Source organism: Pseudomonas sp. (assembly GCF_051660785.1).
In the GTDB taxonomy this organism is placed as follows: domain Bacteria; phylum Pseudomonadota; class Gammaproteobacteria; order Pseudomonadales; family Pseudomonadaceae; genus Aquipseudomonas.
The window spans coordinates 11,424-33,990 of sequence record NZ_JBOFQE010000009.1 but is presented as its reverse complement, the minus strand read 5'-3'; the positions used below and the strand labels follow the sequence as shown (position 1 = coordinate 33,990).

At 59.7% G+C, this 22,567-nt stretch carries 23 protein-coding genes; 13 read left to right on the top strand and 10 right to left on the bottom strand.

Annotated elements, in window-relative coordinates; all coding sequences use genetic code 11:
- Positions 1 to 3 precede the first annotated feature (3 nt).
- The gene (locus tag ACRC4F_RS03020; RefSeq protein ID WP_438658022.1) at positions 4 to 546 is read left to right on the top strand and encodes a DUF2937 family protein; all 543 of its coding nucleotides are present in this window, start codon (positions 4 to 6) and stop codon (positions 544 to 546) included.
- Between the two features lie 118 nt (positions 547 to 664).
- Here ACRC4F_RS03020 and ACRC4F_RS03015 read toward each other — a convergent pair whose 3' ends face one another.
- On the bottom strand, positions 665 to 1,579 hold the full coding sequence (locus ACRC4F_RS03015; RefSeq protein WP_438658021.1) for a LysR family transcriptional regulator: 915 nt from the start codon (positions 1,577 to 1,579) through the stop codon (positions 665 to 667).
- Between the two features lie 158 nt (positions 1,580 to 1,737).
- Between ACRC4F_RS03015 and ACRC4F_RS03010 the strand changes: the two genes are divergently transcribed.
- The 4 genes from ACRC4F_RS03010 to ACRC4F_RS02995 all read left to right on the top strand — a co-directional run bounded on the left by ACRC4F_RS03010 (position 1,738) and on the right by ACRC4F_RS02995 (position 5,469).
- Entirely contained in the window at positions 1,738 to 3,024 is a 1,287-nt protein-coding gene (locus ACRC4F_RS03010; protein ID WP_438658020.1) for an MFS transporter, read from the top strand.
- Positions 3,025 to 3,101: 77 nt separating this feature from the next.
- Positions 3,102 to 3,854, top strand: coding sequence for a 5-oxoprolinase subunit PxpA (locus ACRC4F_RS03005; protein WP_438658019.1), 753 nt, complete (start codon positions 3,102 to 3,104; stop codon positions 3,852 to 3,854).
- Positions 3,851 to 4,555: a 5-oxoprolinase subunit B family protein gene (locus ACRC4F_RS03000; RefSeq protein ID WP_438658018.1), complete on the top strand. Its 705-nt coding sequence runs from the start codon at positions 3,851 to 3,853 to the stop codon at positions 4,553 to 4,555. The genes ACRC4F_RS03005 and ACRC4F_RS03000 overlap by 4 nt, the downstream gene beginning before the upstream one ends.
- On the top strand, positions 4,552 to 5,469 hold the full coding sequence (locus tag ACRC4F_RS02995; RefSeq protein ID WP_438658017.1) for a biotin-dependent carboxyltransferase family protein: 918 nt from the start codon (positions 4,552 to 4,554) through the stop codon (positions 5,467 to 5,469). The genes ACRC4F_RS03000 and ACRC4F_RS02995 overlap by 4 nt, the downstream gene beginning before the upstream one ends.
- A 104-nt stretch (positions 5,470 to 5,573) precedes the next feature.
- Here ACRC4F_RS02995 and ACRC4F_RS02990 read toward each other — a convergent pair whose 3' ends face one another.
- On the bottom strand, positions 5,574 to 6,752 hold the full coding sequence (locus ACRC4F_RS02990) for a vWA domain-containing protein (protein WP_077749161.1): 1,179 nt from the start codon (positions 6,750 to 6,752) through the stop codon (positions 5,574 to 5,576).
- Between the two features lie 13 nt (positions 6,753 to 6,765).
- Complete coding sequence (locus tag ACRC4F_RS02985) at positions 6,766 to 7,611, bottom strand: AAA family ATPase (protein ID WP_010462104.1); 846 nt, start codon at positions 7,609 to 7,611, stop codon at positions 6,766 to 6,768.
- 202 nt (positions 7,612 to 7,813) lie between these two features.
- Here ACRC4F_RS02985 and ACRC4F_RS02980 point away from each other — a divergent pair, with 202 nt between their 5' ends.
- Positions 7,814 to 8,044, top strand: coding sequence for a DUF4160 domain-containing protein (locus ACRC4F_RS02980; RefSeq protein WP_438658016.1), 231 nt, complete (start codon positions 7,814 to 7,816; stop codon positions 8,042 to 8,044).
- On the top strand, positions 8,032 to 8,535 hold the full coding sequence (locus tag ACRC4F_RS02975) for a DUF2442 domain-containing protein (RefSeq protein ID WP_438658015.1): 504 nt from the start codon (positions 8,032 to 8,034) through the stop codon (positions 8,533 to 8,535). The genes ACRC4F_RS02980 and ACRC4F_RS02975 overlap by 13 nt, the downstream gene beginning before the upstream one ends.
- On the opposite strand, the gene ACRC4F_RS02970 is transcribed toward ACRC4F_RS02975, so the two are convergent.
- Positions 8,532 to 9,638: a DUF748 domain-containing protein gene (locus ACRC4F_RS02970; RefSeq protein WP_438658014.1), complete on the bottom strand. Its 1,107-nt coding sequence runs from the start codon at positions 9,636 to 9,638 to the stop codon at positions 8,532 to 8,534. The two genes, ACRC4F_RS02975 and ACRC4F_RS02970, sit on opposite strands and share 4 nt — an antisense overlap.
- A gap of 97 nt (positions 9,639 to 9,735) precedes the next feature.
- Here ACRC4F_RS02970 and cysK point away from each other — a divergent pair, with 97 nt between their 5' ends.
- Positions 9,736 to 10,710 (top strand): cysteine synthase A, encoded by a 975-nt coding sequence (gene cysK / locus ACRC4F_RS02965; RefSeq protein ID WP_438658013.1) that lies wholly within the window; start codon positions 9,736 to 9,738, stop codon positions 10,708 to 10,710.
- A gap of 234 nt (positions 10,711 to 10,944) precedes the next feature.
- On the top strand, positions 10,945 to 11,883 hold the full coding sequence (locus ACRC4F_RS02960; protein WP_438658012.1) for an aspartyl/asparaginyl beta-hydroxylase domain-containing protein: 939 nt from the start codon (positions 10,945 to 10,947) through the stop codon (positions 11,881 to 11,883).
- 56 nt (positions 11,884 to 11,939) lie between these two features.
- Here the strand turns inward: ACRC4F_RS02960 and ACRC4F_RS02955 are convergent, their stop codons facing one another.
- Both ACRC4F_RS02955 and ACRC4F_RS02950 read right to left on the bottom strand, forming a co-directional pair.
- Entirely contained in the window at positions 11,940 to 12,101 is a 162-nt protein-coding gene (locus ACRC4F_RS02955; RefSeq protein WP_438658011.1) for a hypothetical protein, read from the bottom strand.
- Positions 12,102 to 12,136: 35 nt separating this feature from the next.
- Positions 12,137 to 12,793, bottom strand: coding sequence for a hypothetical protein (locus ACRC4F_RS02950; RefSeq protein ID WP_438658010.1), 657 nt, complete (start codon positions 12,791 to 12,793; stop codon positions 12,137 to 12,139).
- Positions 12,794 to 13,140: 347 nt separating this feature from the next.
- Between ACRC4F_RS02950 and ACRC4F_RS02945 the strand changes: the two genes are divergently transcribed.
- Positions 13,141 to 14,004 carry a DMT family transporter gene (locus ACRC4F_RS02945; protein ID WP_438658009.1) on the top strand — a complete coding sequence of 288 codons (864 nt, stop codon included), beginning with the start codon at positions 13,141 to 13,143 and terminating at the stop codon, positions 14,002 to 14,004.
- A 615-nt stretch (positions 14,005 to 14,619) separates the two neighbouring features.
- On the opposite strand, the gene ACRC4F_RS02940 is transcribed toward ACRC4F_RS02945, so the two are convergent.
- The 4 genes from ACRC4F_RS02940 to ACRC4F_RS02925 form a co-directional block, all read right to left on the bottom strand.
- Entirely contained in the window at positions 14,620 to 15,561 is a 942-nt protein-coding gene (locus tag ACRC4F_RS02940; RefSeq protein WP_438658008.1) for a LysR family transcriptional regulator, read from the bottom strand.
- A gap of 70 nt (positions 15,562 to 15,631) precedes the next feature.
- Complete coding sequence (locus ACRC4F_RS02935) at positions 15,632 to 17,161, bottom strand: tripartite tricarboxylate transporter permease (RefSeq protein WP_438658007.1); 1,530 nt, start codon at positions 17,159 to 17,161, stop codon at positions 15,632 to 15,634.
- Positions 17,158 to 17,691: a tripartite tricarboxylate transporter TctB family protein gene (locus ACRC4F_RS02930; RefSeq protein ID WP_438658006.1), complete on the bottom strand. Its 534-nt coding sequence runs from the start codon at positions 17,689 to 17,691 to the stop codon at positions 17,158 to 17,160. Before ACRC4F_RS02930 ends, ACRC4F_RS02935 begins: the two co-directional genes overlap by 4 nt.
- A 52-nt stretch (positions 17,692 to 17,743) precedes the next feature.
- Positions 17,744 to 18,760, bottom strand: coding sequence for a Bug family tripartite tricarboxylate transporter substrate binding protein (locus ACRC4F_RS02925; protein WP_438658005.1), 1,017 nt, complete (start codon positions 18,758 to 18,760; stop codon positions 17,744 to 17,746).
- A 479-nt stretch (positions 18,761 to 19,239) separates the two neighbouring features.
- Between ACRC4F_RS02925 and ACRC4F_RS02920 the strand changes: the two genes are divergently transcribed.
- The 3 genes from ACRC4F_RS02920 to ACRC4F_RS02910 are packed head-to-tail and all read left to right on the top strand — an operon-like array spanning position 19,240 to position 22,539.
- Positions 19,240 to 20,574 (top strand): MFS transporter, encoded by a 1,335-nt coding sequence (locus ACRC4F_RS02920; protein WP_438658004.1) that lies wholly within the window; start codon positions 19,240 to 19,242, stop codon positions 20,572 to 20,574.
- The gene (locus ACRC4F_RS02915) at positions 20,567 to 21,538 is read left to right on the top strand and encodes an amidohydrolase family protein (protein ID WP_438658003.1); all 972 of its coding nucleotides are present in this window, start codon (positions 20,567 to 20,569) and stop codon (positions 21,536 to 21,538) included. Before ACRC4F_RS02920 ends, ACRC4F_RS02915 begins: the two co-directional genes overlap by 8 nt.
- Complete coding sequence (locus tag ACRC4F_RS02910) at positions 21,535 to 22,539, top strand: 4-hydroxythreonine-4-phosphate dehydrogenase PdxA (protein WP_438658002.1); 1,005 nt, start codon at positions 21,535 to 21,537, stop codon at positions 22,537 to 22,539. The genes ACRC4F_RS02915 and ACRC4F_RS02910 overlap by 4 nt, the downstream gene beginning before the upstream one ends.
- Positions 22,540 to 22,567 lie beyond the last annotated feature (28 nt).

Sequence of the window (22,567 nt, the reverse complement as noted above, 5' to 3'; positions counted from 1 at the left end):
CCGATGTTGCTCAGTTATCTACGGCTGGTGTTGTTTGCGGCGGGCCTGTTGATCGGTGTCCAGGTGCCCGGGCTCATCAGCGATTACGCCAAGCGTGTCGAAGCGCATCTGATTGAAGCGCAGACCGCTTTGAGCGGTTTTCAGGGCACCGCCAATCAGTTCTTCAAGGGCGATATGCAGGCGTTGGTTGCCCATTACCGTGCCAGCGAAGATCCGATTTTCCGCAGCGATGCCGACAGCCTGAGCACTTTGCTGACCCGTCAGGTGGCGCTCGATAAACAGTTCCACGCCATGCAGGGCCCGTGGTACATCCGTGTCCTGCAGGTGGCGCTGGCGGCGGATCCGGATATCCGCAAGGAAACCTGGAACGGCTACAGCTACCAGATTCTGCTGACACCGGAAGCGATGATCTGGGGGATGAGCGGCGCGTTGCTGCTGTCGTTCGGCATTGAATGCCTGTTCCGTCTGATCGACTGGGTGGTGCTGGGCGGCAAACGCCTGCGCCAGAGCCGGCCGATCGAAGACCGGGATGTGCGCGGGTTGTAAGGCGTCATGCGGTTCTTGTGGCGAGGGGATTTATCCCCGTTGGGCTGCGAAGCGGCCCCCCAAAAATGGGACTGCTACGCAGTCCAACGGGGATAAATCCCCTCGCCACAAGATGCGATCAATCAGCCAGGGTGATGTAATCCTCGCCCACCTTGCGCGCATACCCCTCCAGCACCTGCTGACACAGCGCCACAATCTCTTCGACCCACTCCACGCCAACCCGCCACGACACCACGACCTGCAAATTCGGCGGCCGTTGATCGATGGCCAGCAAGGTCAATTCCCCTCGCGCCAGCTCCTCGGCGACCAACACCGGCGGTAGCGCACCGATCCCGAATCCGTCGCGCAGCAACCGGGTTATTGCCGACACCGAGTTCACGCAGTTCAGCCGCGGCGTGATTACCCCGTTAGCCTGCATCAGGCTCAGAATGTCCTGATGCGGATGTGAATTCTTCGAGTAAGTAATGATCCGCTCGCGAGCCAGATCGGCAATGCCCGAGTACTCACGGTTATAGATCGAGTTACTGGCCACAATCCAGCCCATCGGATGGCTCGCCAGTTCCAGGCTGCGCACGCTTTCCTGGCGCACCAGGTCGGTTTGCAGGATCAGGTCGAGAAAACCTTTTTGCAGCTGATCGCAGAGATTGAGCGCCGTATCGGCCACCAGCTCGATTTCCACCAGCGGGTAATGATCCATCATCTGTGCCACCAACGGGCTCAGCCAGGTGTGGATCACCGTGTCCATCACGCCGATCCGCACGCGTCCGACCTTGCTCGAGCGTGTCTCGATCGACTGCTTGAGGGCCTGCATGGTGTCCATCATCTGCTCGGCATACTCGAGCACTTTCAAGCCTTCGGGCGTCAGGCTCACGCCGCGCGAATCACGCAGGAACAACTTCACCCCGAGCTCGCCTTCGAGCACCGCGATGCGGCTGGAAATCGACGCCTGGGTGGTGAAGAGCTTGTCTGCCGTCAGGCGAAAACTCTTGAGTCGGGCGACCCAGACGAAGGTCTCGAGAAACTTCAGGTTCATGGGATCTGCTCGGGGATAAAGAAATCTTATGTCTAGGGCGGGTTTTTATTAGTTGGACGCAACAGGGCAAGGCGCCCAAAAATCAGGCCATCCGGTTCCCACGATAGGCGTCGTCGGGGCTCAGAACAATACCAATAAAATTTGCACGGAGATTCGCCATGAGTGCGCCCGACACCACTGCCATCCCGAAAGCCACGGCTCGCCCCGGACCTTTCGACTGGTATCGCAACATCAATCAGCAGGAACGCCGCACCTTCTGGAGCTGCAAGATCGGCTATGGCCTGGATGGCATGGACACCCAGATGCTCAGCTTCGTGGTGCCGACCCTGATTGCCATGTGGGGCATCACCACCGGCGAGGCCGGGCTGATTCACACCAGCACCCTCATTGCGTCGGCCATTGGCGGTTGGGTGGCGGGGATTTTGTCGGATCGCATCGGACGCGTGCGCACCTTGCAACTGACGGTGCTGTGGTTCGCCTTCTTCACTTTCCTCTGCGGCTTTGCGCAAAACTACGAGCAACTGTTGATCAGCCGCACCTTGATGGGCTTCGGCTTTGGTGGTGAGTGGACCGCCGGCGCGGTGCTGATGGGCGAAGTGATTCGCGCCAAGGACCGCGGCAAAGCGGTGGGCATGGTGCAATCGGGCTGGGCGCTGGGTTGGGGTCTGACGGCGATTCTCTACGCGCTGCTGTTCTCGGTATTGCCGCCGGAAGACGCCTGGCGCGCGCTGTTCATCCTCGGCATCGTGCCGGCGATTTTCGTGATTTTCGTCCGTCGACTGGTCAAGGACCCGGAAATCTACCGCGAAGCCAAGGCCAAACAGGAACCGGGCAACGCCGCGAAGTTCTACGAGATCTTCGCTCCCGGCATCCTCTTCACGACGATTCGCGCTTCGGTACTGACCACGGGCGCACTGGGTGGCTACTACGCGATCACGTCCTGGCTGCCAACGTTTCTGAAGAACGAGCGCGGCTTGAGCGTACTCGGCACGGGCGGTTATCTGGCAATGGTGATCGTCGGTTCCTACGTCGGCTACGTCATCAGTGCGTATTTGACTGACATCCTCGGGCGCAAAAAGAACTTCATCCTGTTCGCCGTCGGCTCGTTCACCATCGTCCTGCTCTACACCCAATTGCCGGTCAGTAACGGCGTGATGCTGTGGCTGGGCTTCCCGCTGGGTTTCTTCGCCTCGGGGATTTTCAGTGGTATGGGCGCGTTTTTGACCGAACTGTTTCCGACGCGGATTCGCGGCTCGGGCCAGGGTTTTTGCTACAACATTGGTCGGGCGCTGGCGGCGTTGTTCCCGCTGCTGATCGGTTTGCTGAGTCAGACGGTGCCGTTGAGCGTAGGCATCGGGGCGTTTGCAGCGGTGTCCTACGGCGTGGTGATCCTCGCGGCGTTGAGCCTGCCGGAAACCCGTGGCAAACAACTCGAAGCTGAATAACAAAACGGCAGCAACTGATAATCTGCGGGCATCTGCCCGGCAGTAAAAAAAAGAATATGCCTACAGGAGTGTTCACCGTGAGCCGCCTGCTATTGAACTGCGACATCGGCGAGAGTTTCGGCAACTGGACCATGGGTCTGGACGCCGAGGTCATGCCCTTCATCGATTGCGCCAACATCGCCTGCGGCTTCCATGCCGGCGACCCGAGCATCATGCGCAAGACCGTCAGCCTGGCCCTGAGCAATGGCGTGAAAATCGGCGCGCACCCGGCCTATCAGGATCTGGTGGGTTTCGGCCGCCGCTCCATGGCCTACACCGCCCAGGAACTCCAGGACATCCTGCATTACCAGATCGGCGCCCTCGACGGCATTTGCCGGGCCCAGGGTGGGCGGCTGAGTTACGTCAAACCCCACGGCGCCATGTACAACGACATGATGGCCAACCCGGCGCAATTGCGCGCGGTGCTGCAGGCTGTGGCAGCGTATGACCGGACCCTGCCGTTGATGCTGATGGCCACTCGCGACAACAGCGCCGCCCAGCGACTGGGCGATGAATACGGCGTGACCCTGTGGTTCGAAGCCTTCGCCGATCGCGCCTACGACAGCGCCGGCATGCTGGTGTCGCGGCAACTGCCGGGAGCGGTGCACCACGATCCGGAAAGAATAATCGAGCAAGCGCTGACCATTGCCCGTGGCGACACCCTTACCGCCAGCGACGGCAGCGCCTTGCACTTGCAGGCCAACACCCTCTGCGTGCACGGCGACAACGCCAGTTCGGTGGCGGCGGTACGGCGGATTCGCGAAGCCCTTGATCAGCAGGGCGCACCATGAAACCGCGGGTAGAGGTGGTGGCGCTGGATTGCCTGATGGTGCGTCTCTTTGATGAGATCGCCGAAGCCAACATGCCATGGATGCTGGCGGCCAGCGAAAACCTGCGTGCTGCGTTCGCCGGGCATCTGATTGATCTGGTGCCGTCCTATACGACGTTGATGGTGCATTACGATCTGACCGCGTTGAGTCCGGCTCAGGCCCGGGAATTGATCGCCGAAGCGCTGATCGACCTGTCGCCCAACGCCCGCAGCGGCGGCAAATGCCATGTGTTGCCGGTCTGGTATGACCTGAGCGTCGGCCCGGAGTTGAGCCTGTTGTCACAGCGCAGCGGACTGTCGGTGGACGAAGTGATCCGTCGTCACAGCGAGCGTGAATACCAGGTGTTCGCCTTGGGCTTTGCACCGGGGTTCGCCTTCATGGGGCTGGTGGAGGAAGTACTCGCCGCGCCGCGCCTGAATACGCCGCGCAAGAAGGTTGCCGCTGGCAGCGTCGGTATCGCCGAGCGGCAAACCGCCGCCTATCCGGTGGTTTCTCCCGGTGGCTGGAACTTGATCGGCCGCACGCCGGCCAAGCTGTTCGACCGCGAACGCGACGGCTACAGCCTGATGCAACCGGGTGACACGGTGCGCTTCGAAGCAGTCGGTCACCCCGAGTTCATCAACCTGGGTGGTGACGACACGCCATTGGAGACCCTGGCATGAGCCGGTTACTAATTGAAGCGAGCACGCCGCTGTGCCTGTTGCAGGACGCTGGCCGTTTCGGCGTGCGGCATCTGGGCGTGACCCAGGGCGGCGGCCTGGATTGGCGTTCGATGTCGTGGGCGAACTGGTTGCTGGGTAATGGACTGGATGTGCCGGTGATTGAAATTACCCTCGGCGGATTCAGCGTCGTGGCCGAAGAGGATTGCGTGTTGGCACTGGCCGGGGCGGATCTGGGCGCGCAAGTGGATGGCGAGGCACTGGCGCCGTGGCGCAGTTTCCGGCTAAACAAAGGCCAGCGATTGCAATTCACTCAACCGCTGCTCGGGGCGCGGGCTTATCTGGCAGCGCCGGGCGGGTTTGATGCGCCGAAGGTGTTGGGCAGCAGCGCGACGGTGGTTCGTGAAGAGCTCGGTGGCCTGGATGGAATGGGCCAGCCTTTGGCCAAAGGCGCGCCGTTGAGCTATCGCGGGAGTGGACTGTTATTGCTGCGGGAGTTGCCGACAGAACATCGGCCGGACTTCAACGTTGATTCGCCACTGGATGTGGTCCTCGGTGCACAGATCGGTGAGTTCAGCGGGCAGAGTCTGTTCGACGCGTTCAACGACGTCTGGACCCTCGACAGCCGTGCCGACCGCATGGGCATTCGCCTGCTGGGAACGACGTTGCAGTACCAGGGCAAACCGATGATTTCCGAAGGCATCCCGCTGGGGGCGATCCAGGTGCCGCCGGATGGACAGCCAATTGTGTTGCTCAATGATCGGCAGACCATTGGCGGTTATCCGCGATTGGGGGCGTTGACGCCGTTGGCGCTGGCACAGCTGGCGCAGTGCCTGCCGGGGGCGAAGGTGCGGTTGCGGCCGGTGGTGCAGGATGTGGCGCATCGGGAGCAGATTGCGTACTTGCAGCGCTTTTAATTGTGGCGAGGGAGCTTGCTCCCGCTGGGCTGCGAAGCGGCCCCAAAGATAGGACTGCTGCGCAGCCCAACGGGAGCAAGCTCCCTCGCCACAAGTTCAGTGTGCTACTTGGAAAGAAACCGCATCCCTTCTTCAAGCCCCCGCAACGTCAGCGGGTACATCTGGTCATCAATCAAGTCCCGCACAATATTGGTCGAAGACGTATAGCCCCAGGTATCTTTCGGATACGGGTTAATCCAGATGACCTTCTTGTACTTCTCCATGAACCGCTGCATCCACACATAACCGGCTTCTTCGTTCCAGTGCTCGACACTGCCGCCGGCCTGGGTGATTTCATAAGGCGCCATCGCAGCATCGCCAATGAAGATCACTTTGTAGTCGGCGCCGTACTTGTGCAGCAGGTCCTGGGTCGACGTGCGCTCGGACGTGCGGCGCATGTTGTTCTTCCACACCGACTCATAAATGAAGTTATGGAAGTAGAAGTACTCCAGGTGTTTGAACTCGGTCTTGCAGGCCGAGAACAGTTCCTCGCAGATCTTCACGTGCGCGTCCATCGAGCCGCCGATGTCGAATAGCAACAACAGCTTGACGGTGTTGCGCCGCTCCGGCCGCATCTGGATATTCAGCAGGCCGGCATCGCGTGCGGTGTGGTCGATGGTGCCATCGATGTCCAGCTCTTCTGCCGCGCCCTGACGGGCGAATTTGCGCAAGCGGCGCAGGGCGACCTTGATGTTGCGCGTGCCCAGCTCCACGGAATCGTCGAGGTTCTTGTACTCACGCTGATCCCACACCTTGACTGCTTTTCCCTGGCGCTTGCCGGCATCGCCCACCCGAATGCCTTCCGGGTTGAAGCCGCCGGAGCCGAACGGGCTGGTGCCGCCGGTGCCGATCCATTTGTTGCCGCCGGCGTGGCGTTCTTTCTGTTCTTCGAGGCGTTTCTTGAACTCTTCGATCAGCTTGTCCAGGCCACCGAGGGACTGGATTGCGGCCCGCTCTTCTTCAGTCAGGGAACGCTCGAACTCCTTGCGCAGCCAGTCTTCAGGAATCAACGCCTGAAGGTGATCGTCGAGTTTTTCCAGACCGTTGAAGTAGGCACCGAACGCACGGTCGAACTTGTCGAAATGCCGTTCGTCCTTCACCAGAATTGCCCGGGACAAGTAATAGAACTCGTCCATGTCGGCGAAGGTCACGCGCTGTTTCAGCGCGTTGATCAGGTCCAGCAGCTCACGCACCGAGACCGGCACCTTGGCTGCGCGCATTTCATTGAACAGGTTGAGCAGCATGGCGATCAGCCTCTTAGCGGGTGCCGCGACGGCTCATGAACGCCAGACGCTCAAGCAATTGAACGTCCTGTTCGTTCTTCACCAGGGCGCCTGCCAGCGGTGGAATCGCTTTGGTCGGATCGCGTTCGCGCAATACCGCTTCGCCGATGTTGTCGGCCATCAACAGCTTCAGCCAGTCCACCAGTTCCGAGGTCGATGGCTTCTTCTTCAGGCCCGGCACCTTGCGCACGTCGAAGAACACGTCCAGCGCTTCGCTGACCAGGTCTTTCTTGATGTTCGGGTAGTGCACGTCGACGATCTTTTGCAGCGTCACGCGATCAGGGAACGCGATGTAGTGGAAGAAGCAGCGGCGCAGGAAAGCGTCCGGCAGCTCTTTCTCGTTGTTGGAGGTAATGATGATGATCGGGCGTTTCTTGGCCTTGATGGTCTCGTCGATCTCGTAAACGTAGAACTCCATCTTGTCGAGTTCTTGCAGCAGGTCGTTGGGGAACTCGATGTCAGCCTTGTCGATTTCGTCGATCAGCAGGATAACCCGCTCTTCGGACTCGAAGGCTTCCCAGAGCTTGCCCTTTTTCAGGTAGTTGCGGACGTCGTGGACCTTTTCCGTGCCCAGTTGCGAGTCACGCAGGCGGCTGACCGCGTCGTACTCGTACAGGCCCTGATGTGCCTTGGTCGTGGACTTGATGTGCCAGGTGATCAACTTGGCGCCAAAGGACTCGGCCAGTTGCTCGGCGAGCATGGTTTTGCCGGTGCCCGGCTCGCCCTTGACCAGCAGTGGACGCTCCAGGGTAATGGCGGCGTTGACCGCCAGCTTCAGGTCATCGGTGGCGACGTAGGCCTGGGTGCCTTCGAACTTCATCTGCTAATCCTCGAACGGTAACGCCGACCTGAACGGGGCAGGGCGGGGCGCAATAAGTGTAGTACCCGACTATAACGCGCAGGCCGGTCGACTGTGAACGCAGACGGCTTATTCAGTCTCTGAATGGAGCGTCACATCTTGACTCAGTCTCGGCCGCTAGCCAGTATTGAGCTATAGCCATATTGGCGATAGGTTGCGGGGCATGTCTACTAAATACCGATTTCGCGATACGTACCGCATTCAGTTGCGCGAGAAGGATCATCCGCCACCCCATGTTCACCTCACCGGTGGCGGGATCGACGTGATGCTCAGCCTGGAAACCGTCGAAGTGATGGTGGGCAAGGCGCCGCCGCTGATTATCAAGGAAGCACTGGAGTGGGTCAGGGCCCATCAGGTGCAATTGCTGGAGGACTGGAAACAATGTTACCCATGAAACGACCACGGCTGTCGGCTGTAAAGGCGCTGCCGGATTACCGCCTGGCGCTGACCTTTATTGACGGCCAGCAACTGACCCTCGATTTGAGTCGCGACCTTCGCGCCTATCCAGGATTGCGGCCGTTGCTGGAGGCTGGCGCATTCGAGCGTGCAATATCGGGTGATGATGGCTGGAGCGTCGAGTGGCCTGAACTGGATATCCAGATCGGCGCGGACACCTTGTATCTGGATGCTCTGGCGCAAAACGCTTCAGACGAAAACACCCGCATCTTCATCGACTGGCGCGCACGCACGGGGTTGCCGCTAAATCAGGCGGCCGAGGCGTTGGGCGTCAGCGCCCGCAGCATTACGCGCTACAGCAGCGGTCGTGAAGCGGTGCCCCGATCATTGGCGCTCGCCTGTCTGGGCTGGGATTTCCTGCAGCAGCAATCGAATCCGGCACGGGCAGCCGAAGAGACCGGCCGCTACACCGTTACGCGCAAACCTTAACCCGCTTCCGGCTTCGGCCGCTCATACCGGGCATTGAACGCCTGGACAAAACCATTGCGCAAAATCTGCAAAAACGCCTGGAACGCGCTGATATCTTTCCGATGCACATTGCCGCTCAATTCGACGCGAGTGGCAAACTGGTTCTTGCCCTGGTTTTTCAGCACGGTTTCGGAGCCGCCGACGATGGCCTCCCAGATGGAGCGGAAAATCCCTTTGTCCTTGTTTTCCACGTCCTGCTGCCAGTTGAAGACGTCGACGTCCTTCAGCAGCGGTTTGATGTAGCCGGTCAGTTTGGCCTTCTTGGCCTGCGCTTCGATCACTACATCACCGTGACCGGCATTGAAGTCGAACTTGCCGTAGGCCGAGGCAAAGTCGTTCATCCGTTTGAGCTCAATGTCCCTGGCCCGCAGGCGGAACTCGAAGTCTTCAAAGTTACTTAACGGGTCGAAGGTTGCCGTTGTTTCCAGTGGCGCGTGGCCCAGCAACAGCGCCTTGCCTTCGAAACGGGCGTCGCGCTTGCCTTCGGTATCGACCACGTTGGTCAGGTTGTAGAGGCTGGCGTTGACCTGGGTGGCGTTCATGTTGACGGGGGGCTTGGAGTTGAAGTTTCGAAAGCTGATCTTGCCGTCGTAGATGCGTATTTCGTCAAAGGTGAACGGCGCCAGTTTGCTCAACTGTGCGCGCCAGTCGGTGCCTTGACCGGTCTGGGAGTTTTGTTTGTTGGCGCCGCCGTCGACGAAGTTCACCTCGGGGTTAAAGAACTGCACCTCGGCCACTACAGCGTGGTCGGACCAGAGTGAGTGCCAGCTGACAGAAAGGTCGATCAGCGGTGCAGTGACGAAAGGTACCGGGACCTTGCCGTCGACCTTGACGATTTTCAGCCCGTTGATTTTGTAGGCGCCTCGCCACCAGGCCAGATCCACGTCGGTCACCTGACCCCGGTAATCGCCCATGTCCGCCAGCTTGTCGTTCAGGTAGTCGCGCACCAGGTAGGGCAGAGCGATGTGCAGGGCAATCAACAGCACAACGAGGCCGGCGAGAGTCCACAGGGGCCAACTGTATCGACGTTTCATGGCGGCAAATCTCTGGCGATGTAAAGCCATTGACTGCGACGGTCACCGTACGTTCGACCTGACTGGACGACCACCGGCAACAGGCATACCTTTGGGGGCTTATTCAACGCTGTACAAGGACCCAGCCATGAGCCGTATTTACGCTGACAACGCCCATTCCATCGGCAACACGCCGCTGGTGCAGATCAACCGCATTGCCCCGCGCGGTGTGACCATCCTGGCCAAGATCGAAGGGCGCAACCCTGGTTACTCGGTCAAGTGCCGGATCGGCGCGAGCATGATCTGGGACGCCGAAAGCTCCGGCAAACTCAAGCCTGGCATGACCATCATCGAGCCGACGTCGGGCAATACCGGCATCGGCCTGGCCTTCGTTGCCGCGGCCCGTGGTTACAAATTGATGCTGACCATGCCGGCGTCGATGAGCATTGAACGGCGCAAGGTCCTCAAGGCGCTGGGCGCCGAACTGGTCCTGACTGAACCGGCCAAGGGCATGAAAGGCGCGATCGAGAAGGCGGCCGAAATCCTCGCCAGCGACCCGGCCAAATATTTCATGCCGGCGCAGTTCGACAACCCGGCCAACCCGGCCATTCATGAGAAAACCACCGGCCCGGAAATCTGGAACGATACCGACGGCGCGGTCGATGTACTCGTAGCGGGCGTTGGAACAGGTGGAACCATTACCGGTGTTTCGCGGTATATCAAGAATACCCAGGGAAAACCGATTATCTCGGTAGCCGTGGAACCGGTGGTGTCGCCTGTGATTTCCCAGGCGATTGCCGGTGAAGAGATCAAGCCGAGCCCGCACAAAATCCAGGGGATTGGTGCCGGTTTTGTGCCGAAGAATCTGGACTTGTCGATGGTCGATCGGGTTGAGTTGGTCAGCGACGACGAATCCAAGGCCATGGCCCTGCGCCTGATGCAGGAGGAAGGAATTTTGTGCGGTATTTCCTGTGGCGCCGCGATGGCAGTGGCGGTGCGTCTGGCCGAAACACCGGAAATGCAGGGCAAGACCATTGTGGTGATCCTGCCGGATTCCGGTGAGCGTTACCTGTCGAGCATGCTGTTCAGTGACTTGTTTACCGAGCAGGAGAATCAACAGTAAAAACGGCCGCAGTTCGGGCCACAGACGGACGATTCATTAATCGTGTGTTGAGAGGGCTGATTCAGGTCAGCCCTCGTTCAGGAACGTTATGTTAATAAGTGCTTTATTACACAAGCCTTAATACTGAATGTTGAGTTTTGCGGGTTTTTCCCGAGGCCGGTAGTGTTTATCATGGCCGGCTGCCACGTCGGGTAAATGGCGTTGTGCACAGGACCAATTCTCAAGGAGCCGTAGATGACCTTTTCCTTCGCCGCGAAAGCGTCAGTGTTGCTGTTGTTCCTCGGCAGCACCCTCTATGTGCACTTACGCGGCAAGGCGCGATTGCCGGTTCTGCGTCAGTTCGTCAACCATTCGGCCCTGTTCGCACCTTATAACGCGTTGATGTACCTGTTCTCTGGCGTACCGTCCAAACCTTATCTGGACCGCAGCAAGTTCCCGGAACTGGACGTGCTCAAGGACAACTGGGAAATCATCCGCGACGAAGCCATGCACCTGTTCGACGAGGGTTACATCCGCGCCGCCGAAAAGAACAACGATGCCGGCTTCGGTTCTTTTTTCAAGAAGGGCTGGAAACGCTTCTACCTCAAGTGGTACGACAAACCCCTGCCATCAGCTGAAACCCTGTGCCCGAAAACCGTGGCCCTGCTCAGCAGCATTCCCAACGTCAAGGGCGCCATGTTCGCGCTGCTTCCGGGAGGCAGCCACCTCAATCCGCACCGCGATCCGTTTGCCGGTTCCTTGCGCTATCACTTGGGGCTGTCGACGCCGAACTCCGATGATTGCCGCATCTTTGTCGACGGTCAGGTTTATGCCTGGCGAGATGGTGAAGATGTGATGTTCGATGAGACCTACGTGCATTGGGTCAAGAACGAAACCGAAAAAACCCGAGTCATTCTGTTCTGCGACATCGAGCGACCACTGAGCAATCGCGTCATGACCCGTATCAACCGCTGGATCAGCGGACTGTTGGGGCGGGCTACTGCACCGCAGAATCTCGATGATGAACGTGTCGGCGGGATTAACCAGGCTTATGCCTGGAGCAAGAACTCCAGCGACAAGGTCAGTGGTGCGGTCAAACACTGGAAGCGTCGTAATCCCAAGGCGTATCGCGTGCTGCGGCCGGTGTTGGCGGTGGTGGTGTTGACGTTCTTGGGGTATTGGTTGTTTGGGTGATTGACTGAAAAAATAAAACCGCTCATCAGGAGCGGTTTTATTTTTGCCTGAAAAAGCTAGGGACGCCCGGCGAGCAAGCTAGGTTCTTCGCCTTCAATGCCCGTGACGAGTATTTGTAGAAGACGCCGCTGACTGTCAGTCAGTTCAACCGCGATGGCCTTGGTTTCCGAAGGGCGCGAGCCTTTCCTTGCGGGAGATTTTTTGATCACTTTGCGCATTTCCCCTCCGCTATTGGTCATTAATTGAACAGTTGTCACGATACAAGGATCTCCAAGGTTTTGACAAGTCGGCCTTCCGTATCAAAGTCAAAGCCGAGTTGTTGATAGATTGAAATCGCCCCCTCTTGTGGTTCCTGAACTTCGAGGAGCCGACTCCCGATGATTTGGGCATACTGTTCAATGACTATCATCGCCAGTGTCGCTATACGATTTTTTAAAGGATGTGCCTCGTTCTGACGTCCCTCCAGTCGAACGATGCGGAGTCGTTGACGACTGTTGTTGGGATTCGCAAAGCACATTCCGCATAGTTCGACGTCGAACCAGATAGCGATATCCAGGGCCAAAGGCTCTCGTGCTTTCCATCCAGTCACTTCCTTCCATGAATAATGTGGATCCTCCCAGTGCATACAAGCGCTCAATGCCTGTGCGTCAATCGGTTCAAATCGGACCTTTGATAAATCAAGAACGGTACAGCCGAACTGTTTCTTTTCCTCTTGCTGCGCGGCAATGCTGGCGACTGCAAGCTTTCTAGCTCGTGACTTGTACAACTGATACCGAAGATATGTTCGTTCCCTTGGCATTCGATCTCTTGCATTCCATGTCCCCTGAACGGGCGATTTCATTTCTCTCAAAGTAAGCAGCGCTTCTCCAGCTGTCGTTACTGGCCCTTTGTCCAAGTCATTGCAATCCATGTCACGCGCTGGTTATAGTCGGCGCTCGGTGATTTCCAACCCACCGTCCACCTCATCAAAAAAGATCAGCCCATGCCAGCTTCCCTCACCAACGCGGTAGTCGATTCAGCGGTCAACGCTGGCGTCGTGCCGTGCGGGGATCAGCAGCCTGCGCAGATCAGTCATTACCCCCCACCTGTCAGTAGCACGCCGGTGTGCGCAGTCGTATCACCGCCGGGCGTTGGCTTTTCGGGCTGATCAGCTTTCTTTCGCTGTTCCCATGCCCTTCTAAAAAGCTTTCGTTTGAAAAAACTACTGAATTTCAGCTTCGGCTGAGTTGGCTTCTTGCCTGACTACAGGTGGTGTTCATGTTTGTCCTTTCGAAAAAATCCGCGCTCGCGGCGGCTTCCACGAGCCTGTTCGTTCTGTTGTGGAGCAGCGGGGCGATCTTCTCCAAATGGGGCCTGGCCCACGCCTCACCCTTTGCTTTTCTGCTGATTCGTTTTGTCATCGCCTTGTGCGGATTGATGCTGTTGCTGCCGTTGCTCAAGCTGAAACTGCCCAAGGGCGGCAAGCCGATGTTGTATGCGATGGCCACGGGCGTGGTGTTGCTGGGGGCTTATCAGATTTTCTATCTGCTGGCCCTGGACCTGAAAGTCACCCCGGGCGTGATGGCGACGATCATGGGCGTGCAGCCGATTCTCACGGTGGTGATTATGGAGCGGCAGCGTTCAGCCAGCCGCATGTTCGGTCTGGCGTTGGGTCTGGCCGGGTTGATCATGGTGGTTTATCAGGGCATCGGTCTGGCCGGCATGTCACTGGCGGGGATGCTCTTCGGTTTGCTGGCGCTGGCAAGTATGACGTTCGGCTCGATCATGCAGAAACGAATCACCGACAATCCGCTCGGCACGCTGCCGGTGCAGTACCTCGCGGGGCTGTTGCTCTGTGGGATCTTTGTGCCGTTCCAGCCGTTTCATTTCGAGCACAGCAGCGGGTTTTTCGTGCCGGTGTTGTGGATGGGGCTGGTGGTGTCGGTGCTGGCGACGTTGCTGCTGTATCGCTTGATCGCCCGGGGGAATCTGGTGAATGTCACCAGTCTGTTTTACCTGGTACCGGCCGTGACAGCGGTGATGGACTACGTGATCTTTGGTAATCGGCTGGCGGCATTGAGCATGCTCGGCATGGTGTTGATTATTGTCGGTCTGGTCTTCGTGTTCCGTAAAACAGCGTAGGAACGGGGCGGGGGCATATCCGTTGTTCGGGTAACGGCGGCTATTGGTTCCGCCCTTACGGCGGGTCACTTTCGAAAAGCCTGCGCGGCCCGGCACAAAGTAACCAAAGCGCTCTTGCCCCTTTCGTTCGGTGCCTCGCTTAGGCTCGGCATGCCCTCGCTCCGGTCCTGCTCCGTGGGCCCGCCGCCATCGGCCATCCATGGCCGGGGGCGGCTAACCCGGCATCCATGCCGGGTTGCCCACTGCGCAGAACCTCCACTCGGCCTCTCGAGGGGGCCACTACCGCTACAGCACCGCGAGGCGGCCTACCGGCCGGCCTGGCTCTTCGGATGTATGCATTCCCCCTGTGGGAGCTAGCCTGCTAGCGATGGACGTTAACGATAACGCGTCCGGTCTGAATGAACGCGGTGTCTGGGCGTCCATCGCTAGCAGGCTAGCTCCCACAGGGGATTTTTGGCGGGCATGACATGGGCGTTCACCGCCGATGATCGGGACGGACAACAGGTCGGCTATCAGGCCGCCTCGCTTTGGCTTTTGATCTGCCCCGCCGTAAGGGCGGAACCAATAGAAGCCGTTACCCAAGAAACGGATATGTACCCCAAGCAAAAAAACATGTCATTTGGTCAGCGCATGCTCGGCCCGCACCGAATTCATGAACGCCTGCATCGCCGACGACTGAATGCGATGACGCCGGGTAATCAACCCATACGGCGGCAGCCGTGCCTCAAACTTGATCGGCAACACCGCCAACAGATCACGGCCCGGATAATCCTCCACCACCGACACCGGCGTGACGCCGAGCATGTCGGTCTGCTGGATCAAGGACAGCAAGGTCATGATCGAAGTGGTTTCAACGATGCTGCTGGGGATGTCGACCCGCGCGTTGTGGAACACCTGATTGATGATCGCGCGCATCGGGCTCGGTTGCTGTTGCAGCACCCAGGTCATGTTCTGCAACTCTGCCCAGCTCAGGTTTTTCTCCTGCGCCAAAGGATTTTGCGCGCCCGCTATCACACACAAAGCTTCTTCACCGAGGCTGTCAAACAGCAACTCTTCGGCCCGTGCACCCACCGGAATCCGGCCCAATACGATATCCAGTTGATCCTGCAACAGCGCCTGCACGAGCACGTCGCTGGTGTCGACCTGGATGCTCATCGACAAGCGCGGATGGCTCTGTTTCAAGGTCGCGATGGTACGGGTCAACAGCCCCGAGGCCAGCGCCGGAATCGCACCGACCGCGACCCGGCCGAGGTTGCCGGATTCGAGCGCGACCAGCTCTTCGCGCATGCCGCTGAGTTCGGCAAACACCATGCGCGCGTAGTAGATGACAGTTTCCCCGAACGGGGTGGAGCGCATCCCCCGAGGCAGACGTTCGAACAGCTCGACGCCGAGCAAGTCTTCGGCTTCGTGCAACATTTTGGTGGCCGCCGGCTGGGTCATGCCGATGTGGTCGGCGGCGCGGCGCAACGAACCGAATTCCTGTAACGCCAGCATCAGCCGCAGTTGGCGCAGACGCAGTCGACTGTGGATCACATTGGCAGCAGGAATTCGGGTCATGTGGCCGTGCTCGCAAAAAGGACTGCGGCAAGCCTGACAACAAATGTCAGGCGTTGCCAGCATTGCTGTGTCACAGCACCGATTTAGGCTTGGCGACCTGAGGTTTGCGCAGGCCCATCAAGGTGCCCAGCGCCTTGGAGATCAACGGCCAGAACAGCATCAGCAGCGCCGCCGTGGTCAGGCAGCCCACCAACGGGTTGGACCAGAAGATCCCCACGTGGCCGTCGGAGAACAGCATCGACTGACGGAACGCATCTTCCGCCTTGTCGCCCAGCACCGCCGCCAACACCAACGGCGCGATCGGGTAGCCGAGTTTCTTGAACAGATAACCCAGTGCGCCGAAGCCCAGCATCAGCACCACGTCGACGAACGAGTTGTGCACCGAGTAGGCACCGATGGCGCAGACCATGATGATGATCGGCGCAATGATCGAAAACGGAATGCGCAGGATCGAAGCGAACAGCGGCACAGTGGCCAGCACCACGATCAGGCTCACCACGTTACCGAGGTACATGCTGGCGATCAGGCCCCAGACAAAATCATGCTGCTCGACGAACAACGTCGGGCCAGGATGCAGGCCCCAGATCATCAAGCCGCCGAGCATGACCGCCGCCGTCGCCGAACCCGGAATACCAAGGGTCAGCATCGGTAGCAAAGCGCTGGTACCGGCGGCGTGGTCGGCGGTTTCCGGGGCGATTACGCCCTCGAGTTCGCCCTTGCCGAAGTTCTCGCGGTTCTTCGAGAAGCGCCGCGCCAGGCTGTAGCTCATGAACGAGGCCGCCGTCGGGCCGCCCGGCGTGATGCCCATCCAGCAACCGACCAAGGTGCTGCGCACGATCGTCCACCAGTAACGCGGCAACTTGGCCCAGGTGCGCAGGATGATCATCGGTGTGATGCGCGCATGCTCACCACGAAACACCAGGCCTTCCTCGACGGTGCAGAGGATTTCGCCGATGCCGAACAGACCGATCACCGCCACTTCGAAGCTGATGCCGGTCATCAAGGCTGGCTGGTCGAAGGTCAGGCGCAGGTTGCCGGACACAGTGTCCATGCCCACGGCCGCCATGGCGAAGCCGATCATCATGGCCACCACGGTTTTCAGCGGCGGGTTTTTGCTCATGCCGATGAAGGTGCAGAACGCCAACAGGTACACCGCGAAGAACTCCGGCGAACTGAACGACATGGCGAATGCGGCGATCTTGGTCGACAGGAACGTCAGCAACAACACCCCGGCCAGTGCGCCGATCAGCGCCGAGCTGAACGCGGCGGTCAACGCTTCAGCGGCGCGACCTTCGCGGGCCATCGGGTAGCCGTCGAACGTGGTCGCCACCGATGAGGGCTCACCGGGAATATTGAACAGAATCGAGGTGATCGAGCCGCCGAACAGCGCGCCCCAATACATGCACGACAGCAGAATGATCGCAGACACCGGCGACATGGTGAAGGTCAGCGGCAGCAGCAACGCCACGCCATTCGGGGCGCCGAGGCCAGGCAATACGCCGACCAGGATGCCCAGCAGCACGCCGATCACCATCAGGCCGATATGGCCCGGGGTCAGGATCAGGTTCATGCCTTGCAGCAGGGAATCGAATTCGCTCATTTGAAACTTCTCCCGGCCAGGCTAATCCAGTCGCCCATCGGGCCGGCATCCAGCGGGACCTTGAACCACAGCGCGAAAATCAGGTAGCTGGCGAGTACCGCGCCGAGGGACACGGTGGCGATCATCAACTTGCCATAGGGTTTGACGCGCACCTTGTCACGCCACATAAACCAGGCGATGAAACAGGCTGAGGCCACGTAGATGCCGGTGAACGGCATGGCGCCGACGAACAGCGCAATCGGGATGAACACTGACAGTACTTGTTTGAACGCACTGCGGCTGACGAATGCAATGCTCAGGGCCTGCCAGCGCACCACGGTCAACACGCCGTTGCCCACGCTCGCGGCGCTCAACAATAGGCCGATGTAGAAGGGGAAGTACCCCGGCTCGGGGCCGGAATCGCCCCAGCCGATACCTTGTTCGAGACTGCCGTACATCACCACCGCGCCGATCAGCGTAGTGAAGAGGGTCAGGCCGAGTTCGACCCAGCGGGTACCGACCATTGCCGGTGAATCCGAAGAATGGGACATGAAAGCACCTCCAGAGGTGACGGCCGTGCGCTCGCGGACGGCCGTGGACAACTCAGTTTTTCAACCAGCCGGCTTCTTTGAACACCGGCGTGACGCGGGCGGTGTCTTTCTCAATGTAGGCGGTCAGCGGCTCGCCTTCGAGGAAGGTCGGCACCAGCGCGTTCTGCTTGACGTAGGCCTTGAACTCCGGGGTCTCGGTGACTTTGCGCATCAGCTCGACATAGAACGCGCGCTGTTCGGCGGTGACTTCGCCGGGCATGAACACGGTGCGCGGGAAACGGTACTGATCGATGCCCAGGCCTTGTTCGTGGCAGGTCGGCACGTCGGCCCAGGATTTATCGCCCGCGACCTTTTCGGTGTAGCTCATGCGCTCTTTACTGAATACGCAGAGTGGCTCCACCTGGTCGCCGCGCCATTGGCTGATGCTTTCGCTGGGGTTGTTGACGTTGGCGGCGATGTGTTTGCCGGCCAGTTGGGTCGCGGCTTCGCTGCCGCTCTTGAACGGGATGTACACCAGTTTGCTGTTGTTGGTCTGGTTGAGCAGCAGCGTCAGGGTCTGGTCGACATCCTTGGACTGGCTGCCGCCCATGCGCAGTTTCGACGGATCAGCCTTGGCCGCTTCGTAAAAACCTTTGGCGTCTTTCCACGGCGCGTCCTTGTAGCTCCAGAGAATGAAGTCGTCTTCGGCGACGGCGGCGATCGGGGTCAGTTCCTGCCATTGATAGCCAAGCTTGGACACCAGCGGCAACAGGTAGATGTTGTTGGTGCCGATCACCAGTTTTTCCGGATCGCCCTTGTTCATTTTCAGGTCGAGGAAGGCTTCGGCGCCGTTGCCGCCGCCCTTGTTGAGGACGATGGTATTGACGTCGAGAAACTTGTGCGTGGTGATGATCGACTGGATCAGCCGACCGAGCTGGTCAGTGCCGCCGCCGGGGCCTCCGGCAACGACGATTTCGACGTTCTTGTCCGGCTGCCAGGCAGCGTTGGCAAGTGCGGGGAGGGCACCGGCGGCGATCAGCGTGCAGCCAAGAACCAGACGGGATGTGCGACGGACGAATGCATTTCGCATGGAAGGCCTCGTTTTTTGTAATTGTTATGAATGACTTGTCGGTGCTCAAAAGCTGCAAGCCTGGATTGAGTGTGGGAAGGACCACGGCTGGCGTCTAGTCAAAACAATACATACACCGATAGCCTGGGGTTATAGGTCGAGTCAGGCAAATGTACGGTTATCGCTGAAGGCTTTGCGCCAGAGCCGTTTAAGCAGAAAGTCGGCCTCAGCGTGAGCGGTTGAAAGCGCCGTGAAAGCGGGGCATGACATAACCCGAGGCTATCGCCGTATCTCAATCATTGATTAGACGGTTATCACTGAGCCTTCGATAGTGTTCACCAACACCATGAAACACGACGAACCCTGTAGGAGCCGGCTTGCTGGCGATAACGGCGCATCATCCAACATTAATGGCGTCTGACGCACCGCTATCGCCAGCAAGCCGGCTCCTACAAGTCAGCGTCTGCACTTCACAACAATAATAAATCGAGGTACGCACCATGGCTCGTCCCAGTGCTTCCCTGCATCTGCCTGGCGCAGGTGTCCAGCCAGCGGCCACGCCGCTGAGCAGCACCACCAAAGCCAGCAGTGTGCGCTGGCGGATCTTCGCGATTGTGTTCGCGCTGACCATGGTCAACCTGATCGACCGGGTGTCGCTGTCGATCGCGATGCCGACCATCGCTCACGAGTTTTCCCTGTCGCCGAGCATGCAAGGGCTGATCCTCAGCAGTTTCTTCTGGGCGTATGCGCTGTTGCAGATTCCTGGCGGCTGGCTGATCGACCGCTTTGGGCCGCACCGGGTCATCAGTTGGTCCACCGGGTTGTGGGGCACCTTTCAAGTACTGGCGGCGTTTGCGACGGGCGGCTTGTCATTGCTGTTCGCCCGGGTTGCACTTGGCGCCGCAGAAGCACCGTTGTTTCCGTCTGGCGGCAAGCTGATTTCCCTGTGGCTGGCGCCGAGCGAGCGCAGTCGCGGCGCGGTGTTGATGGACAGTGGCAGCCCGTTGGGCGTGGCGCTGGGCGGGTTGATCATTGCCTACCTGATTGCATCCCTGGACTCGTGGCGCCTGGCGTTCGTGATTGCCGGCATCGCGACCCTGGTGCTGGCCTGGCTGGCGCGGCGTTATCTGCGGGACGACCCGGCCACTCACCCACAAGTGAATGCCGAAGAACTGCAGAAGATCAACGCCGGGCGCGCGACGCCTGCTGCGGAAGCCGCGCGGGTGCCGGTCAAAGGCCTGGGCATCGCGGCCCGTTCCCTGAGCGGTTTGCTGATCGGCCGCGCCAGTTGGGCGATGGTGTATTTCGGTTTGCTGACCTGGGGCCCGAGTTATCTGGCGCAGGCTCGCGGCTTTGATATCAAGGGCATCGGTGCGGCAACCTTCGTGATCTTCGTCTGCGGCGCGCTGGGTTCGTTGACCGGTGGTTTCCTTTGCGACGGATTGATCCGCAAAGGCGTGAGCCGTGGCGTGGCGGTCAAGAGCCTGCTGGCGTTTTCCGGTGTGGTCGCCCTCGGCGCCTTCCTGTTGCTGCCGACCCTGAGCAATCCTTTTGCGGCCGTGGCGTTGTTGGCCATGACCGCGTTTTTCCTGATGTGGGGCAGCCTCTACTGGAGCTTCCCGGCGTTGCTGGCGGCACCGGCGCGCGTCGGGTTGATCGGCGGCGTGATGAACATGGCCGGCAGCACTGGCGGTATCGCGGTGCCGATTCTGGTGGGGATCATTCTGCAAATGACCGGTGGTTTTGCGCCGGTGCTGGGGTTCTTTGCGGTGTGTTCGGCAGTCTTTGTGCTGGCGACGTTGTTCATCAGTCTCGACGAGGTGCGTTATGGGTGAACACTTATCTGACAGAGCTTGGAGCGGACCGATCATCGATGCCCATCATCACTTCTGGGACCCGACGATCAATGACCATCCATGGCTGGCGCCCGAGGCCAACATCCCGTTTCGCTACGGTGATTACAGCGCAATCAAGCGGCGCTATTTTCCTGAGGACTATTTCGCAGACGCCGGCCCGCACCGCGTGGTGCAAACGGTGTACGTCGAGACCGAATGGGACCCGCAAGACCCGATTGGTGAAACCGTGTTCATCGAAAGCCTGACGGCCCGTTACGGCGTACCCAATGCGATCGTGGCGCAGGCCTGGCTTGATCATCCGGACGCCATCGCGGTACTGAGCGAACAGGCGAGCTTCAAGTGCGTGCGCAGCGTTCGCCACAAACCGGGCGGTCCGACTTCGCCGGCGCAGGTCGGCCACGTGCGCAGCTTGATGAGCGATGAACACTGGCGACGCAGTTTCGCTGCCCTCGAAGGACTGGGTTTGCATTTTGACTTGCAGACGCCCTGGTGGAACCTGCACGAAGCCGAACGGCTGGCCCGGGATTTTCCTGGTACCACGCTGATTCTCAACCACGCCGGGTTGCCCAATGACCGCAGCGCCGAAGGCCTGGCAGGCTGGCGTCTGGCGATGGCGCGGCTGGCCCAGTGGCCGAACGTGCAGGTGAAGATTTCCGGTCTCGGCCAGAAAGGCCAGGCATGGCGCGCCAAGGACAACGCCTGGATCGTGCGTGAAGTGATCGCCATGTTCGGCACCGACCGGGCGATGTTCGCCAGCAACTTTCCGGTGGACAGCCTGTGCGGCTCGTTCGATGACATCTACAGCGGTTTCAAATCCATCGTTGCAGATCGGCCGAGCGCCGATCAGGAGCGACTGTTCTACAGCAACGCGCAGCGGGTCTATCGCTGCGAGCCTTGCGCCATTGACCGCCAATGGCCTGAATCCTTGAGGAGTGAAGCATGAACAAGACAACCATCGCGATGGTGTTGGGTGACCCGGCGGGCATCGGCCCGGAACTGATCGCACGCCTGCTGGCGGAGCCTCAAGTGCGCAGCCAGGCCAATGTGATCCTGATCGCCGACGAGGCCGAAATGCGCCGTGGCATGCGTATCGCCGGGACGGAGTTTCCTTACCGCCGCGTCGAGTCGCTGGATCAGCTGTCGTTTGTCGACGACACACCTCTGTTCTACGACTTTCGCGGTGACACGATGGGTGAATTTCCGCGCAGTGAAGCCAGTGTCATCGGCGGTCGCTACAGCCTCGACACCCTCGAACAAGCCCTGCGCCTGACCGAGGCCGGGACCACCGACGCGGTGCTGTTCGGGCCGTTGAACAAGACTTCGCTGCACATGGCCGGCATGGCCCACAGCGATGAGCTGCACTGGTTCGCCGAGCTGCTGGATTTCCACGGGCCGTTCTGCGAATTCAACGTGCTCGACAACCTCTGGACTTCACGGGTGACTTCGCACGTGGCACTGGCCGAAGTGCCGGGCATGCTGACCCAGACGCGGGTGGCGGAAGCGATCCAGCTGATCGACACCGCGCTCAAGCGCAATGGCCTGGAAAAGCCGCGCATCGGCGTCTGCGGCTTGAACCCGCACAACGGCGACAACGGCTCGTTCGGTCGTGAAGAACTGGACATCATCGGCCCGGCTGTTCGTTCGGCGCAGGCGTTGGGGATTGCGGCTGAAGGGCCGTATCCGGCCGACACGATCTTCCTCAAGGTCCAGGGTGATGCCAGTGCTTTTGACGCGGTGGTGACGATGTATCACGACCAGGGGCAGATCGCGATCAAGCTGATGGGCTTCTCTCGTGGCGTGACGGTGCAGGGCGGCTTGCCGATCCCGATCACCACCCCGGCCCACGGCACTGCCTTCGACATCGCAGGGCAGGGCAAGGCCAACGTCGGCGCGATCCGCCAGGCCTTCGAAATCGCCTGCCGGATGGGCGTCAACAGCTACTGACACACCGCAATACCTTTGTAGGAGCCGG